Below are 15,321 nucleotides of genomic sequence, written 5' to 3'. Positions count from 1 at the left end.
TCCTGTAGACCCCTTTTAATTAAACCTTAAAATCTTTTTCAATCATGATTAATCCAAACTTTATCAAACACCAAATTGAAATTAATTCCTTTACTCATCAAGAGTTATTGGAAATTGCCTTAACCCATCCCGATGCGATTGGAGAAAACCTAGATTTAACACCCAAGGAAAGGAAACTCCGAACCTTGGAATATTGGGGAATTACTCACTTGGGTTCTAACTTGTTTAGCCAGATGGTGAGTGATTATTTACATCTGCACTATTCCCACTTAGGAGAAGCAACCCGGACACTTTTAAAAAGTGATTTAGTTAGTCCCATAATTCTAGCAAAATTAGCGTTAAAAATCAAGATTGATCAAGGGAGTGATTTGGGAAAAAACTATCCTTTAAAACCGGAGTTTGAACAACAAAAAATATTGTCAGAAATGTTTGAAGCCTTAGTGGGTGCGATTTATTTAGAGTGGGATCGAGATTTTGAGAAAACCTATAATTGGTTAGTTAATCAATTTATTGCCAAGGTGGTAAATCAAATTCTGATGGATTTGTTTGTTGAATTTGTCCCGGCTGCGGATTGGGATGCTAACTTTTATCCTTGGTTTGGTTCCAATCATTTAACCTGTCCTTCTAAAAAATCCACATCCCAATCAACCTGTATTTTCTGCTCCTAAAATATCAGACCCTGAAGATCAACCGATCATTTGTACTTCAAATTATGAGTACACTTGAGAACAACAAAAATTTTGAAATATTGAATGCAATCACTTGTTTTCTTTTTAGTAGCAGCTTTGGGAGAAATCTCTGGCTGCTATACTTTTTGGGCATGGCTACGCCTGGGAAAAAGCATTTTCTGGCTGATTCCTGGCGGAATAGCACTGATTATTTTTGCCTCAGCTTTGACTAGGGTTGATGCTTCCTATGCGGGCCGAACCTATGCAGCTTATGGTGGAATTTATATCCTTTCATCTATCTTTTGGCTATGGATAGTTGAAGGAGTAAAACCTGACCGATGGGACTTAATGGGGGCAATAATTTGTCTGGTGGGTACAATTGTGATTCTATTTGCTCCCCATAGAAATACTTTTTGATCCTGTCCTATTTAAAATGTTACCACCGTCCGAATTGATTCTCCTTTGTGCATTAAATCAAAGGCTTCATTAATTTTTTCAATCGGCATCACATGGGTAATTAAATCATCAATATTAATTTTTCCATCCATATACCAATCCACAATTTTAGGCACATCCGTCCGACTTTTTGCCCCGCCGAAAGCCGTGCCTTTCCAAACCCTTCCCGTGACTAATTGAAAGGGACGGGTACTAATTTCTTCCCCCGCCCCGGCTACCCCAATAATCACACTAATTCCCCAACCTTTATGACAACATTCCAGGGCTTGACGCATGACTTTAACATTCCCAATACATTCAAAACTATAATCCGCGCCACCGTCAGTTAATTCCACTAAATAGGATACCAAATCTCCTTCAATTTCTTTCGGATTCACAAAATGGGTCATACCAAATTTTTCCGCCATGGCTTTTTTATTAGAATTAAGATCAACCCCAATAATTTTATTCGCCCCAACCATTTTTGCCCCTTGAATCACATTTAATCCAATCCCTCCTAAGCCAAAAACCACCACATTTGATCCGGGTTCAACTTTAGCCGTATTAATCACCGCACCAATGCCCGTTGTCACCCCACAACCTATATAACAAACCTTTTCAAATGGAGCATCTTCTCGAATTTTTGCTAAGGCAATTTCCGGTAAAACCGTATAGTTAGCAAAGGTAGAAGTTCCCATATAATGATGAATCATCCGACCATTTTTAGAAAATCGACTACTACCATCGGGCATTAAACCTTGGCCCTGAGTCCCGCGAATTGCTTGACATAAATTTGTCTTAAAACTTAAACAATATTGACATTGACGACATTCTGGAATATACAAAGGAATAACATGATCTCCGGGTTTAAGACTTTTTACCCCATAACCAACTTCAACTACAACTCCGGCTCCTTCATGACCTAAAATAGCGGGAAATAATCCTTCAGGATCGGCACCGGAAAGGGTATAGGCGTCGGTATGACAAATCCCTGTCGCCTTAATTTCCACTAAGACTTCTCCCTCTTTTGGGCCTTCAAGTTGAACAGTTTCCAAGGTTAAAGGTTTTCCAGCTTCCCAAGCCACAGCAGCTTTAATATCCATAATTTATTTTTGATTCGGGGATAATATGAACTCTAATTCTTCCACTTTAGAAGCAATTGCCCGTTTTTTCAACTTTCGAGAACTTCAGACTAATTTTAGGATTGAAATTATAGCCGGGTTCACAACTTTTATGACCATGGCTTATATTTTAATTGTCAATCCTGCTATTTTATCCAATGCTATTTTCCTACAAACATCGGGGGATTTATTTGGAGAATTAGCGATAGCAACCGCCCTGGCTTCTGCCTTAGCAACGTTAGTTATGGGATTATATGCTAAATATCCCTTTGCTTTAGCCCCAGGAATGGGATTAAACGCCTATTTTGCCTTTTCGGTGGTGTTAAAATTAGGCATTCCTTGGCGGGTGGCGTTAGCTGCTATTTTAATTGAAGGCTTAATTTTTATCGCCTTAACCCTGAGTCAATTTAGAACTAAAATTATCACCGCTATTCCTGAAGGAATTAAACACGCCGTCGCCGCCGGAATTGGTTTATTTATTGCCTATATTGCCTTGACGGGTGCAAAAATTATTGTGACTGATGTAGCCACCACCACCACATTAGGAAACTTAAATGATCCGATTGTATTAATTACAATTGCCGGAATTTTGATTACTTCTGCTTTAATTGTCCGTCGAGTTACCGGGGCGTTATTACTAGGAATTTTAGCCACAGCCGGGTTAGGATGGATTCTAGGAATTGTTCCTTGGCCCCAAGGAATTATCGGTTTACCTCAATTACCTGTGGATTTATTCGGTCAGGGAATTATTGGGTTAAAACAAGTTTTAGAAGTGAATTTTTTCCAGATATTTACAATTACTTTTGTATTTTTCTTTGTAGATTTATTTGACACCGTAGGCACTCTAACCGGGTTAGGAATGAAAGCGGGTTATATTAATCGTTTTGGGGAATTTCCGAGGGTTAAAGAAGCATTTATGGCCGATGCGGTGGGTACTACAACCGGGGCAATTTTTGGGACTTCAACGGTAACTACTTATATTGAATCCGCATCGGGAATTTCTGAGGGGGGAAGAAGTGGATTTACGGCTGTAGTTGTGGCAATATTATTCACAATTTCGATATTTTTTATTCCCCTATTATCAGCTATTCCCAGTTTTGCTACCGCCCCGGCTTTAATTATTGTGGGGGTGTTAATGATGGGGAGTGTTCAATATATTCGCTGGGATGACCCGGCAGAATCTATTCCGGCATTTTTAACTATTTTTATCATGCCTTTAAGTTATTCCATTGCGGATGGTCTAGCCGTTGGTTTAATTACTTATCCTGTGATTAAGTCCTGTCAAGGCAAGTTTCATGAAACCAATATTTCTATGTGGATTTTAGCGGTTATTTTTATTTTGAAGTTTGTGTTTGTGGGAAAATAATAATAGCTAGTAGGCAGTAATTTGATTTTACTTACTATTACCTGTTCCCTATTCCCTATTCCCTACTATAATTTACCCCCAATATAGTTTAATTTCCATAAACAACCAGACATAAAATTAGTAAAAATATGAGCTATAATTGGAACTAATAAATTACCTGTGGCGATCGCACTATACCCCAAAATAAACCCAACAACCGTTGCCCAAATCACATAAGGCCATTGTTGAGAACCACTAAAATGTAGCACCCCAAAGGCAATACTAGAAACCACTAAAGCCAGAGTTCCTAATCCCAAATCCGATAACATAACTCCTCGGAATAATAATTCCTCACTTAGTCCAGGTAATAAGCCTAACCAAATTAAATCCGGCCACAATAAAGGAGTTAAGACTAATTTTAAATAGGTATCTGCACTGCGACTATAGGCAGGCCAGATTCTATACATGACAAAACTAGCCACTGTAATTATTAATCCCACACCTAACCCCAACCCCAAACTAACCCAAGTTAAGTTAATTGGTAACAGGGTAACATGACTCAAATATAACCAAGCTTTTGCGATCGCTAATAATATAATAGCCGTCCCCCCCATGGCTATCAAAACCTGAGTCCGGGTTAAAGATTCGAGTTCAAAATTGTTGGGTGTTTTTTGTTCTACCACGGGAGTTAAAAATTAATAGGATTGAAGTTGATTCAAGGATAATATATTCGGACGCAGGGAGTTCGGATCAAGTCCAGCTTTATGCGCCACTAAAACCCCCAAAGCCTCTAAATAAGAGTTTACCTGTATTGCCTTAATTCCTAATTGTTCTGGGGTAACTTGCATGCGGGTGTGATTTTCCCCGACGGCAATAATTTGAGTCGTAGTTTGGCTAAAACTAAGCACCGCAGACCCCCCACAGGCTGTAGCTGGAACCACAACCGCATCCACCTGATCAGCCCAAATTGTCCCCGCCGTAGCAGTTGTGACGAACTGGGGGGCGCGACTCAACCCCACTAACACACAGGGTAGAAACGTATAGCCCAATTCCTCCGCCGCCGAACGGGGGGATAATTCCGTGTCAATGGCCAGGGGAGAAAGGGCCGGAGCGTGGGCTGCCGGAATTTGAAAGGTGCGGACAATTAAATGGCTAATCACCGCTTCCGCCCCCGCTAAGGGATCAACCCCCTGTCCATGACGATAGGCCTCTAAAACCTGGCTATTTTCCGGTTCAGGAAAACGGACTACCACGGCGATCGCCTCGGCTTTAGCATCCTTAATTAAGCGTTCTGCGGCCCGTAACAGGCTGTCTGGGTTGCCAATCGTTCCCCAGGAAGCCCCGGACTCGGAGGTTCTCAATTCCACGTTCAGGGGGGCATCGGTGACCACATAGTCCGTTAAAGTTAGGCCTAGGGTTGCCCTAGCTGCGTCCGCCACTTGTAAATGTCTGAGGCGCAATTCCGGCTCCATGGCTTGATCCAGGAGTAACCCCACCCGGTTCCGGTGGACAGGTTGCAGTCCCCACTGTTGGGCAGCCCATTTATCCAGGGCAAACCCTTCCACATAGAGGGTATTGGGCATCGGCCAATACAGTTGGGCTCCATTGAGAACGTTAGGATGGGTGATCAGGGTATCGGCCACTTGAGCGATCGCCCGCGCTACAGGTAAACCATCCCCCGCATATCCACCAATGGCCGCACCAATGCCCGTTGGGATAATTAAAACAACCGTATAAGGACGAGGCATAGGAGATTAGGGGGAACAAACTCAGAAAAGTTAACTATTAACCATCAAACCTTAGAGGTTTCTTGAACAGTTACAACGGCTTCAACATGGGCTTTTTGTTGTTCTGGATCAATACTGCTAATTGCCCAACGCAGGGGTTCACCCCGTTTTTTTAATTCCGCTTCAATAGCTTGATTTAACTGCGTTGGAGACTCCAGCAGATCAATTTCAGCCGTAATAAAATGGGTGGTCATGTTTGTGTTTAATCCTCGATGTTTTTTATTGTCAATATTCAAATGTTGTTAGCCAGTGAGGGAGGAAGCTCGCACTACTTCTAACTAAGATCTCTGACCAAATTGACGATCATAAACTTCATCTTCTTTTCCGGCAACCAGTTTCAAATTAGAACGGGGATAGGCAATACAGAGAAGGACATAACCTTCGGCCTGAAGGTCAAGACTTAATCCCATACCCTCAGTTTGATCAACTTTACCTTCGATAATTTTGGCTGCACAGGTGGTACAAACTCCGGCATTGCAAGAATTGGGCAACTTAATTCCGGCATCCAAGGCAGCTTGGAGGATGTGTTTATCCTCTGGAACCTCGACTGTTTGGACGTTTCCTTGATTGTGAAATTCAACTGTATAGGTTTGAGACATCGTATTCTTATTAGACCCTGAACCATTGTATCCTTGAGTGCAGTCGATCTGAGTATTGAGCCTTCCTTGTTGTTCAAAGAGACATTAAATTAGCCAGACAAACTAAATCAACTTTTGTCATCCATCCTAAGATATATATTACAAAAATATCAACTAGGCAAGATCATATTGAGTTTTACGGTTAAAATTTTTCGGCGTGCCTACTAAGAGTTGAAACCAATGTGTTACAGTTGTTGAGGTTAGATTTCTCTCGTCAACGACGGTTAATCTCCTCACTCTCCTGTGCCAATTTTGTAGCTCGTTGGAATAATTGGAATAAAATGTAGCCTTTTTCACAGAGTTTAGTCTGTGAACGCTAGTTATAAAATACAGAACTTTGATAGGATAGAGCACCTGTGCTAAAAATAATGGAAAATATGAATAGATTTGATACTAAACTTTGGCAACGTTTTTTAATAATTGCCCAACCTTTCTTTTATCCTGTAGAACCAGGAAGTGGCAAGGTTTTTTTGAGTTTATTATTGTTATTATTAATCTTTCTGTCTGCTACGGTATTTGTTTTGGTGAGTGCCGTTGCTGTTATCAGTCAATCTATTTTTCCCGAGTTCTTTAATAGCATTGCTCCAGGTTTGTATGAATTGATCGCCAGGATTATCTATTCTCGCTATATTATTATCATTCTTTTAATGCTTGTCGTTCCCATCGGAACATTTTTATTGTACAGAAACCAAATTAAAACCCGTTGGCAACCTTGGGCATTTTTAAGTGTGCTTTTATTTATATCCCTATCTGTCAGTGGATTGAATGTAATTCTTAGCTATGTGAGTAACTTTTTTACGACGGCTTTAGCCGAAAGAAATCAGGATAATTTTTGGCGTTTTCTCTATGTTTATGCCAGTGTGTTTGTAGTAGGAACTCCCATTATTGTCATGTATTCTTATACCCGCGATCGCTTGGGAAACTATTGGCGGAAATGGTTAACGGATAAATTTTTAGACCAATATTTAAGTCAGCGAGCATTTTATAAAATAGAATCGGAAAATAAACTTGATAACCCAGATCAACGAATTACAGAGGATATTAAGGCATTTACGATTACCAGTTTAAGATTTTTACTAATTATTCTAAGTTCAATTATTGATGTAATTTCTTTTACTGGAATCCTCTGGTCTATTTCTAAATCTCTTTCCATATTTCTCTTGATTTACGCTTCTGTTGGTACGATCATCACGGTTTTTATTGGACGGCGTTTAATTCCTCTAAACTTCAATCAGTTAAAACGAGAAGCGGATTTTCGTTATGGATTAGTTCATGTCCGAGACAATGCTGAATCCATTGCCTTTTATCAAGGGGAAGAACAGGAACTAATCCAAGTCAAACAACGATTTTTCAAAGCCTTTGAGAACTTTAATTTATTAATTGGTTGGCAGAGAAATGTTGATTATTTTACTACAAGCTATGGATATGCTGTGGTGATTATTCCTTCGCTGATCTTAGCTCCTATTTATTTTGCCCAAACAATTAAATATGGGGATATTACCCAAGCTGGTTTTGCCTTTAGTCAAGTTTTAGGGGCTTTTTCAATTGTAGTAAGTCAGATTGGAGTGTTAAGTGCTTTTGCCGCTGGAATTAACCGTTTATCAACCTTCTCGGAATTTTTAGAATCTCCTAAGTCTATGGAGGAAGGTCAGACACAAATTGATATGAAAGTTGATTATTCCCTAGCCTTAGAACACGTTACTGTCAACACACCCAACTATCAAAAAATCCTGGTTAAAGACCTATCTCTGAGCTTACCCGAAGGTCAAGGATTATTAATTATGGGTCAAAGTGGAGTCGGAAAAAGTTCTTTATTACGCACCATTGCCGGGTTATGGACATCAGGGACTGGGCGGTTAGTTCGTCCTGAACTCTCGTCGATATTATTCCTACCTCAACGTCCCTATATGATTCTGGGAACATTGCGTCAACAATTACTTTATCCTAATAGTAATCGAGAGGTGAGTGAAACGGAATTACATCAAATATTACAGTTAGTGAATTTAGCCGATTTACCCGAACGAGTTAGTGGTTTTGATACTGAATTAGATTGGGCTAATGTTCTTTCTGTGGGAGAACAGCAACGGTTAGCTTTCGCGCGATTATTAATTAGTCAACCTCGCTACGCCATTTTAGATGAAGCCACCAGCGCCTTAGATTTAAAAAATGAAGAACTACTTTATAAAAAACTACATGAAACCGGAACAACTTATATTAGTGTTGGGCATCGAATCAGTTTATTGCGCTACCATGACAATGTTTTAGAACTCATGGGAGATCAAAAATGGCGTCTGCTTTCTAGCGAAGAATATCGGGCGGAAATGATTTGAGCATTTCCATCTTTAATCGGCTGAAATCGATGCAAAAAAACGGCAATCTTGACAGGGGCCAAGGGGATTCACCGCACAGCGTATCAGTTCAGAATGGGCATTAAAACGACAGTTTGCATCTCCCAGAATCCAATGTCCATCGATTAATATTCTATCTTCAGGTCGTTGTACCGATTGCACATACAAGGAAATTTTATGTAGTCGGTAACGACCGGATTTGAGTTGATAGCGATGACGACGTTCTAAAACAGTATAGGTTTGACCCTGGAAATTTAGATAATGACCCGGTTGGGGTGTCCAATCTAAACAAATACGTCCAAGGGATTGATGGGATTGTGTTAGAATCAATTCCGTTGGTAGTGAATTTGGCTCCATGATGGTTTGATTTAATTCAACAGCTTGTAGGGGAGGGGACTAACACTGGGTTCTGAGGCTTCCTCTGATATTGTAGTGATTCCTTTAGGACTCTGAGGCGTGAACGCCTCACTACAAAGAACTTGGGTGAGCAATGCCCACCCTAATCTTACATTAACCTACAGATTAATGTCCAATACCGACATATTGGAAACCGGCGGCTTCTAATTGTTTTCGATCTAAGAAATTTCGGCCATCAATCATAAATGCCGAGTGCATTTTTTTCGCCATTTTCGCATAATCGAGGTTTTGGAATTGTGTCCAGTCTGTAATTAAAATTAACGCATCACAACCATCGGCTAATAATTCAGGATCGGTTTCAACGATGACACCCGTTAACCCATGACGCATCCCACTTTGGGAAATAATCGGATCATAGGCTTTCACCTTTGCCCCTAAACGGTTCAATTCTTGGATAATATCTAAGGCAGGAGCATCGCGTAAATCGTCCGTATCAGCTTTAAAGGTTAACCCTAATAATCCAACGGTTTTGCCTTTGAGAATTTTCAGCACTTGCTGTAATTTGTCAATGGCAATAGTGCGCTGACGGTTATTAACTTCCACCGCGGCTTTTAATAATTGGGCGTCATAATTATAGTCATCGGCCGTATGAATTAAAGCCGAAACATCTTTCGGAAAACAGGAACCCCCCCAACCAATTCCTGCTTGTAAAAACTTATTCCCAATCCGAGAATCCAAGCCAATTCCTTGAGCCACCTGGGTCACATCCGCACCGACGCGATCGCAAATATTAGCAATTTCGTTAATAAAGCTAATTTTAGTTGCTAAGAACGAGTTAGCCGCATATTTAATCATTTCTGCCGAACTCAGATCCGTTAACACAATTGGAACTGGGGGTAAGGACGGATGGTCAGAATGTTTTCTCGATACTAAAGGTGCATACAATTCCTGCATCACCTCCAGGGCTTTTTTGTTGTTGCTTCCTAACACAATCCGATCGGGATTAAAGGTGTCATAAACCGCCGAACCTTCGCGTAAAAATTCCGGGTTACTCACCACATCAAATTCAACTTCAATGGGTGATCCTGCTAACCCTTTTTCTTTTTGTTGCTCGGAAACACCATCTAAAACAATCATCCGCACCCAGTCCCCGGAACCAATGGGCACAGTGGATTTATTCACAATCACTTTATAACCTTTGGTCAGGTTGGAACCAATTCCCCGGGCAACGGCTTCCACATAACGGGTATCACTTTCCCCTGTGGGTAAGGGTGGAGTTCCCACGGCAATAAATAACACCTCACCATGTTCTACACCTGCACTTAAATCCGAAGAAAAATCCAGACGTCCAGATTCCATACAGGATTTCATTAATTCCGGGAGTCCGGGTTCATAAATCGGGGACTGTCCCGACTTCATTAATTTGACTTTTTCCTCATTATTATCAATACAAATAACATCATGTCCGATTTGTGCCAGACACACTCCGGTTACTAGACCCACATATCCCGTCCCAATCACACAAACACGCATAAATCTATCCTCAATTTTTTGACCGAAACATTAACAATCTTATTAACGCTGAACAATTGACCGTTAACCAGGATTCCACTCTTTTCAACTGTTGTAGATGCGTTCCCGAAAATCTTTCACTGTCAATTCTAATCCTTGATCCAGTGGGATGGTCGGTTCCCAATTTAGATAGGTTTTAGCGCGAGTAATATCGGGTTGTCGCTGTTTAGGATCATCCTCCGGTAGAGGTTTAAATTGAATTTCTGCATCCGGGTTAATCATATTCTGAATTTTTTGGGCCAGTTCCAAAATGGTATATTCCCCCGGATTCCCGATATTAATAGGGCCAGTCTGATCGCTATTCATTAAGCGGATGAATCCCTCTACCAAGTCTGACACATAACAGAAACTCCGAGTTTGGGAACCATCCCCATAAACCGTTAAGGGAATCCCTCGCAGGGCTTGGACAATAAAGTTACTGACCACACGCCCATCATTTTCTAACATTCGGGGGCCATAGGTATTAAAAATCCGTACCACCCGAATGTCTACCCTATTTTGACGATGATAGTCAAAGGCTAAGGTTTCCGCCACCCGCTTTCCTTCGTCGTAACAGGATCGAACCCCAATACAATTGACGTTTCCTCGGTAGTCTTCCGTTTGGGGGTGGACATCAGGATCACCGTAGACTTCAGAAGTGGAGGCGAGGAAAAACCGAGCTTTGATCCGTTTGGCTAACCCCAACATATTCATGGTTCCCAATACATTGGTTTTGATGGTTTTGACCGGGTTGTATTGGTAGTGAACCGGAGAGGCGGGACAGGCTAAATGGTAGATTTGATCGGCTTCCAACCGAATGGGTTCGGTAATATCATGACGGATCAGTTCAAAATAGGGATTACCGATCCATTTCAGGATATTTCGTTTTGTCCCCGTAAAAAAGTTATCCAAACAAATCACTTCATGGCCTTGTTCCATTAAGCGATCAATCAGGTGTGAACCTAGAAAACCCGCGCCACCTGTAACTAAAATTCTCATGCTTACACTTGCTTGTGAAATTGTAGAGAGTTAAACTTGGATGGACAACAATCAATCGTAGGTAAGCTGAATCCACTATGGGTTGATTAAAGTTAAGACTTGGCTTTGGACACACCCTAGCTATACCCCACAACATTGATATGTTGCTGTCTGTTCCAACATCTATCCTACTCGATTTTAGATTTTTAGCGATTATTTAATATTTATTCTACAGTTAAATTAATATCAATGGCAATTTTTCTTAACAGTGTTGGTGAAAGATCATGACCTGGATGAACTCGAAATTTATGAGCTTAATAAACTTCTTTTTTCTGACTCTGATAATGTCTCTAAATACAATTCAATTGCCTCCTGAATATTCACTTTAATCTCATCAAATGAATCACCCTGAGATTGACAACCTGGAAGTTCAGGAGCATAAGCATAATAACCGTAATCGTCTTTTTCAATAATCACACTAACTTGATATGACATAGAGTTTTAAGTATTTTTATAATTGATCTTTGTAGTAGAGACGTTAAATTTAACGTCTCTACTACAATAAATTTAACGTCTCTACTACAACAATTTAGGATTCTTGATTTAAGCGTAATACCGCCATAAATGCCTCTTGAGGAACATCCACAGACCCCAAGGATTTCATCCGTTTTTTACCTTTGGCTTGCTTCTGTAAGAGTTTTTTCTTCCGACTAATATCTCCCCCATAACATTTGGCTAAAACATCTTTTCTTAACGCCGGAATACTTTCACTGGCAATCACTTTAGAGCCAATTGTGGCTTGAATGGGAACTTTAAATTGATGACGGGGAATCAATTCTTTCAGTTTTTCCACCATTGCCCGTCCAACATGATAGGCTTTATCTCGGTGAACAATCATCGCCAAGGAATCGATCGGATCTTTATTAATCATAATATCGAGTTTAACTAAAGTATTTTCTCGATATCCAATAATATGATATTCCATACTCGCATAACCACGAGAACGGGATTTCATCTGATCAAAAAAGTCCGTTACTACCTCCGCTAATGGCACTTCATAAACTAAGGTTGTCCGTCCCTGGGCTAAATATCGCATATCCTTAAATTCACCCCGACGACCTTGGGCTAACTCCATTAAACTCCCTACATAAGCTTCAGGAGTAATCATTTCTACCCGTACATAGGGTTCTTCGATTTTTTCCCTGTGGTTGGGTTCAGGTAAACGACTGGGGTTATCAATCATCATCACTTCTCCCTTTTGAGTTGTAACTTGATAAACCACCGAAGGAGAGGTCACAATTAAGTCTAAATCATATTCCCGTTCCAAACGTTCTTGGACAATTTCCATGTGCAGTAACCCTAAAAACCCACACCGAAAACCAAATCCCATCGCACTAGAAGTTTCCGGTTCATAGGATAACGCCGCGTCATTTAATTTCAGCTTTTCTAAGGCTTCTTTTAGGTTAGGATATTCGTCAGAATCCGTGGGAAATAAGCCACAAAATACCATTGGTTTTGCTTCTGTATAGCCAGGAAGGGCTTGTTCGGCTTGGCTATTTGCTAAAGTAATCGTATCCCCAACCCGGGCATCTTCAACGGCTTTAATCGCAGCAGAAAAATATCCCACTTCCCCCGCGTGGAGTTCATCAACCGGGATTTGAGTTGGAGATAATACGCCAATTTCATCAATTTCATATTCTTTTCCCGAAGCCATTAAGCGGACGCGATCGCCTTTTTTTAGTCTGCCATCCATCACCCGAAAATAAACCACGACCCCGCGATAACTGTCATAATAACTATCAAAAATTAATGCGCGTAATTTCTGATCAACCGTATCCTGGGGTGGGGGAACTAAATGCACAATAGACTCTAAAATTTGATGAATTCCCACCCCTTCTTTCGCCGAAGCTAACACCGCCCCGGAACAATCTAACCCAATAATTTCTTCAATTTCACTTTTAATCCGATCTGGCTCCGCTCCGGGTAAATCAATTTTATTTAAAACCGGAATAATTTCTAAGTTATTATCTAAGGCGAGATAAACATTAGCTAAAGTCTGGGCCTCCACTCCTTGAGACGCATCCACCACCAATAACGCCCCTTCACAAGCCGCTAAAGACCGAGACACTTCATAGGAAAAGTCAACGTGACCCGGAGTGTCGATTAAATTTAAGACATATTCTTCACCGTCATCGGCTTTGTAGTTCATGCGGGCGGCTTGCAATTTAATCGTAATTCCCCGTTCTCGCTCTAAGTCCATGGAGTCGAGAAATTGTTCTTTCATTTCTCGTTTTTGAACCGCACCCGTTGCTTCCAAAAGCCGATCCGCCAGGGTAGATTTCCCATGATCAATATGAGCAATAATAGAAAAATTACGAATTCGAGAAACTGGAACGTTAGTCATAAAATGATATTCACAGGCATAATAGGGGAGACTCCCGTTAAACTAACGAGGGTCTACTTCATCTATTTTAACAAAATAAACCCAGGAACACCGATTTTTTCAGGGAAATAGAGGGGATTAGGGCTGTTTTTCTAATTCCGACTTCATCCGTTCTAGGGTACGGTGCATCTGTTCAAACATTTGGTCGGGGGTAATTCCAAACTGACCGAGTTGGGTGCGTAACTGTTCAACGGTCATTTGGGCCATGAAATCCTCGGAGAGTTCAAACCGCTTCATGAAAATCCGGTAACGATCCATCACCGCTTCCATTTGCTCAATATAGAGTTTTTTCCCCGCCCGATCAAACTTGCCATAATCACTCCCGAGTTTGATCATGGATTGATAATCTTCAAATAGCTGTTTAGCTTCTTGTTGAACGATGTCTGAATCAAAGAATCCCATAGTTTCTCGATTTTTTTTACTAGTAGGGGGTTTGAGTTTCATAGACTGGAAAGATTCTCTCCTATTTTAACCTTTTGAGAGGGGGTTACTCACACTCCCACAGGTGGCAATTTCCGTACTGATGGCCAGCGCAGAGGATCACAACCCGATTTAGGTCGCTTTTTGAGGAAGTGAGTGAATAAAGGTAATTGGTATTAGTCTCAAGAGTAGAATGCAATTATAGACTTTAATAATTCTTCTACACCGGGAGAATGGACTAAATTGAATTTTAACGGCTAGGAACAAAATCATGATCAAAATTATCAAACGACTCAGTATTATTTTTTCTGCCATTTTTCTGTTGAGTGGCTGTGTTAAATATGATGTGGGAGTGACATTTCAGGATCAAACCCATGGTCAAATTGTTCAAAAAATTCAATTGGGGGAACAATTAACCAAATTTAGTCATGATGTAGTAGATGAATGGATATCTAGTTTAGAAGGACGGGTTAAACAGTTAAGAGGAAAAACAAAACGACTGTCTCAACAGGAAATATTAGTTACTATTCCTTTTAATAATGGTCAGGATTTAGAGACAAAATTTAATCAATTTTTTAATCCTGCTGAATTCAACAATAAAAAATCCCAGAAAAAATCAGATATCGAACTTCCTAAATTTTCTGCAAATTTAAACCTTAAACAAAATAATTGTTTTTTTGCCCTACGCAATCATCTCAACTTAGAATTAGATTTGCGATCGCTTTCCCTACTCTCCACCTCAGAAAATGTACTAATTAGTTCGGGGAATCTATTGAAATTAGAATTTGCCTTAACCACTCCCTGGGGTGCAACTGTGATTAATCCCATCGGTATTCCTGAAGGATCACAAGCACCTCTATTATTCAATGTTAATCTGGAGGGAAAACAGGTGATCTGGACACTTAAACCCGGAGAAATTAATCAATTAGAAGCGATTTTCTGGGTTCCCAGTCCGATTGGGATTGGGACAGTTATAATTATCCTAATCACGGCTTTAGGAATTTATCTCAAATATACTTTTATTCCCAAATTCAAAGCCGGACAATCCCCAATTCCCACTCGTGCTTAACCTAATTTCAAAGTCGCAAGTAGCGATAAAGTCCCTCGTAGAGACGTGCCACGGCGCGTCTCTCCATTCAATATACTTGAAAACTGTTACTGAGCGAAGTCGAAGTATTACCCCAAACCCATTCCCCATTCGTAATTCGTAATTCGTAATTAATCAGGGTT

The 15,321-nt window shown here is 40.5% G+C and carries 16 protein-coding genes; 5 read left to right on the top strand and 11 right to left on the bottom strand.

Annotation, left to right across the window (positions count from 1 at the left end; genetic code table 11):
* Window positions 1–44 precede the first annotated feature (44 nt).
* Both AC2D3N_RS01590 and AC2D3N_RS01585 read left to right on the top strand, forming a co-directional pair.
* Window positions 45–668: a ribonuclease III domain-containing protein gene (locus AC2D3N_RS01590; protein WP_079679806.1), complete on the top strand. Its 624-nt coding sequence runs from the start codon at window positions 45–47 to the stop codon at window positions 666–668.
* An 84-nt stretch (window positions 669–752) separates the two neighbouring features.
* Window positions 753–1,085 carry a YnfA family protein gene (locus AC2D3N_RS01585; RefSeq protein ID WP_079679807.1) on the top strand — a complete coding sequence of 111 codons (333 nt, stop codon included), beginning with the start codon at window positions 753–755 and terminating at the stop codon, window positions 1,083–1,085.
* Between the two features lie 11 nt (window positions 1,086–1,096).
* On the opposite strand, the gene AC2D3N_RS01580 is transcribed toward AC2D3N_RS01585, so the two are convergent.
* On the bottom strand, window positions 1,097–2,206 hold the full coding sequence (locus AC2D3N_RS01580; protein WP_484692576.1) for an S-(hydroxymethyl)glutathione dehydrogenase/class III alcohol dehydrogenase: 1,110 nt from the start codon (window positions 2,204–2,206) through the stop codon (window positions 1,097–1,099).
* Window positions 2,207–2,231: 25 nt separating this feature from the next.
* Between AC2D3N_RS01580 and AC2D3N_RS01575 the strand changes: the two genes are divergently transcribed.
* Window positions 2,232–3,590 carry an NCS2 family permease gene (locus AC2D3N_RS01575; protein WP_484692575.1) on the top strand — a complete coding sequence of 453 codons (1,359 nt, stop codon included), beginning with the start codon at window positions 2,232–2,234 and terminating at the stop codon, window positions 3,588–3,590.
* A gap of 65 nt (window positions 3,591–3,655) precedes the next feature.
* On the opposite strand, the gene AC2D3N_RS01570 is transcribed toward AC2D3N_RS01575, so the two are convergent.
* From AC2D3N_RS01570 to AC2D3N_RS01555, 4 genes are all read right to left on the bottom strand, one after another.
* A complete protein-coding gene (locus AC2D3N_RS01570) occupies window positions 3,656–4,252 on the bottom strand; it encodes a CPBP family intramembrane glutamic endopeptidase (RefSeq protein WP_304442263.1) in 597 nt (198 codons plus the stop codon).
* A 12-nt stretch (window positions 4,253–4,264) separates the two neighbouring features.
* Window positions 4,265–5,317 carry a DUF3326 domain-containing protein gene (locus AC2D3N_RS01565; protein WP_484692574.1) on the bottom strand — a complete coding sequence of 351 codons (1,053 nt, stop codon included), beginning with the start codon at window positions 5,315–5,317 and terminating at the stop codon, window positions 4,265–4,267.
* 44 nt (window positions 5,318–5,361) lie between these two features.
* Window positions 5,362–5,550, bottom strand: coding sequence for a hypothetical protein (locus tag AC2D3N_RS01560; RefSeq protein ID WP_484692573.1), 189 nt, complete (start codon window positions 5,548–5,550; stop codon window positions 5,362–5,364).
* Between the two features lie 84 nt (window positions 5,551–5,634).
* Window positions 5,635–5,955: a 2Fe-2S iron-sulfur cluster-binding protein gene (locus tag AC2D3N_RS01555; protein WP_079679812.1), complete on the bottom strand. Its 321-nt coding sequence runs from the start codon at window positions 5,953–5,955 to the stop codon at window positions 5,635–5,637.
* A gap of 416 nt (window positions 5,956–6,371) precedes the next feature.
* On the opposite strand from AC2D3N_RS01555, the gene AC2D3N_RS01550 reads away from it, so the two are divergent.
* Complete coding sequence (locus AC2D3N_RS01550; RefSeq protein ID WP_484692572.1) at window positions 6,372–8,324, top strand: ABC transporter ATP-binding protein/permease; 1,953 nt, start codon at window positions 6,372–6,374, stop codon at window positions 8,322–8,324.
* 12 nt (window positions 8,325–8,336) lie between these two features.
* Here the strand turns inward: AC2D3N_RS01550 and AC2D3N_RS01545 are convergent, their stop codons facing one another.
* The 6 genes from AC2D3N_RS01545 to AC2D3N_RS01520 form a co-directional block, all read right to left on the bottom strand.
* The gene (locus tag AC2D3N_RS01545) at window positions 8,337–8,699 is read right to left on the bottom strand and encodes a DUF6464 family protein (RefSeq protein ID WP_079679813.1); all 363 of its coding nucleotides are present in this window, start codon (window positions 8,697–8,699) and stop codon (window positions 8,337–8,339) included.
* A gap of 165 nt (window positions 8,700–8,864) precedes the next feature.
* Complete coding sequence (locus AC2D3N_RS01540) at window positions 8,865–10,232, bottom strand: UDP-glucose dehydrogenase family protein (protein ID WP_079679814.1); 1,368 nt, start codon at window positions 10,230–10,232, stop codon at window positions 8,865–8,867.
* 84 nt (window positions 10,233–10,316) lie between these two features.
* Window positions 10,317–11,249 (bottom strand): UDP-glucuronic acid decarboxylase family protein, encoded by a 933-nt coding sequence (locus AC2D3N_RS01535; RefSeq protein WP_079679815.1) that lies wholly within the window; start codon window positions 11,247–11,249, stop codon window positions 10,317–10,319.
* Window positions 11,250–11,534: 285 nt separating this feature from the next.
* Entirely contained in the window at window positions 11,535–11,723 is a 189-nt protein-coding gene (locus AC2D3N_RS01530) for a type II toxin-antitoxin system HicB family antitoxin (RefSeq protein WP_484692571.1), read from the bottom strand.
* Between the two features lie 94 nt (window positions 11,724–11,817).
* A complete protein-coding gene (gene lepA, locus AC2D3N_RS01525) occupies window positions 11,818–13,632 on the bottom strand; it encodes a translation elongation factor 4 (RefSeq protein ID WP_079679817.1) in 1,815 nt (604 codons plus the stop codon).
* Between the two features lie 117 nt (window positions 13,633–13,749).
* Entirely contained in the window at window positions 13,750–14,073 is a 324-nt protein-coding gene (locus tag AC2D3N_RS01520) for a DUF1825 family protein (RefSeq protein WP_079679954.1), read from the bottom strand.
* A gap of 289 nt (window positions 14,074–14,362) precedes the next feature.
* On the opposite strand from AC2D3N_RS01520, the gene AC2D3N_RS01515 reads away from it, so the two are divergent.
* Entirely contained in the window at window positions 14,363–15,160 is a 798-nt protein-coding gene (locus AC2D3N_RS01515; RefSeq protein ID WP_234996715.1) for a DUF3153 domain-containing protein, read from the top strand.
* The last annotated feature ends 161 nt before the right edge of the window (window positions 15,161–15,321 follow it).

The organism is Planktothrix sp. PLAVEN19ND, from assembly GCF_057220675.1.
Note: the sequence above shows the minus strand (reverse complement) of the source record. Positions and strands in the feature narration are given on the sequence as shown.

Coding starts and splice junctions, on each gene's coding strand:
- AC2D3N_RS01590 (WP_079679806.1), top strand. CDS start 45: ATGATTAATCCAAACTTTATCAAACACCAAATTGAAATTAATTCCTTT.
- AC2D3N_RS01585 (WP_079679807.1), top strand. CDS start 753: ATGCAATCACTTGTTTTCTTTTTAGTAGCAGCTTTGGGAGAAATCTCT.
- AC2D3N_RS01580 (WP_484692576.1), bottom strand. CDS start 2,206: ATGGATATTAAAGCTGCTGTGGCTTGGGAAGCTGGAAAACCTTTAACC.
- AC2D3N_RS01575 (WP_484692575.1), top strand. CDS start 2,232: ATGAACTCTAATTCTTCCACTTTAGAAGCAATTGCCCGTTTTTTCAAC.
- AC2D3N_RS01565 (WP_484692574.1), bottom strand. CDS start 5,317: ATGCCTCGTCCTTATACGGTTGTTTTAATTATCCCAACGGGCATTGGT.
- AC2D3N_RS01560 (WP_484692573.1), bottom strand. CDS start 5,550: ATGACCACCCATTTTATTACGGCTGAAATTGATCTGCTGGAGTCTCCA.
- AC2D3N_RS01555 (WP_079679812.1), bottom strand. CDS start 5,955: ATGTCTCAAACCTATACAGTTGAATTTCACAATCAAGGAAACGTCCAA.
- AC2D3N_RS01550 (WP_484692572.1), top strand. CDS start 6,372: ATGAATAGATTTGATACTAAACTTTGGCAACGTTTTTTAATAATTGCC.
- AC2D3N_RS01545 (WP_079679813.1), bottom strand. CDS start 8,699: ATGGAGCCAAATTCACTACCAACGGAATTGATTCTAACACAATCCCAT.
- AC2D3N_RS01540 (WP_079679814.1), bottom strand. CDS start 10,232: ATGCGTGTTTGTGTGATTGGGACGGGATATGTGGGTCTAGTAACCGGA.
- AC2D3N_RS01535 (WP_079679815.1), bottom strand. CDS start 11,249: ATGAGAATTTTAGTTACAGGTGGCGCGGGTTTTCTAGGTTCACACCTG.
- AC2D3N_RS01530 (WP_484692571.1), bottom strand. CDS start 11,723: ATGTCATATCAAGTTAGTGTGATTATTGAAAAAGACGATTACGGTTAT.
- lepA (WP_079679817.1), bottom strand. CDS start 13,632: ATGACTAACGTTCCAGTTTCTCGAATTCGTAATTTTTCTATTATTGCT.
- AC2D3N_RS01520 (WP_079679954.1), bottom strand. CDS start 14,073: ATGGGATTCTTTGATTCAGACATCGTTCAACAAGAAGCTAAACAGCTA.
- AC2D3N_RS01515 (WP_234996715.1), top strand. CDS start 14,363: ATGATCAAAATTATCAAACGACTCAGTATTATTTTTTCTGCCATTTTT.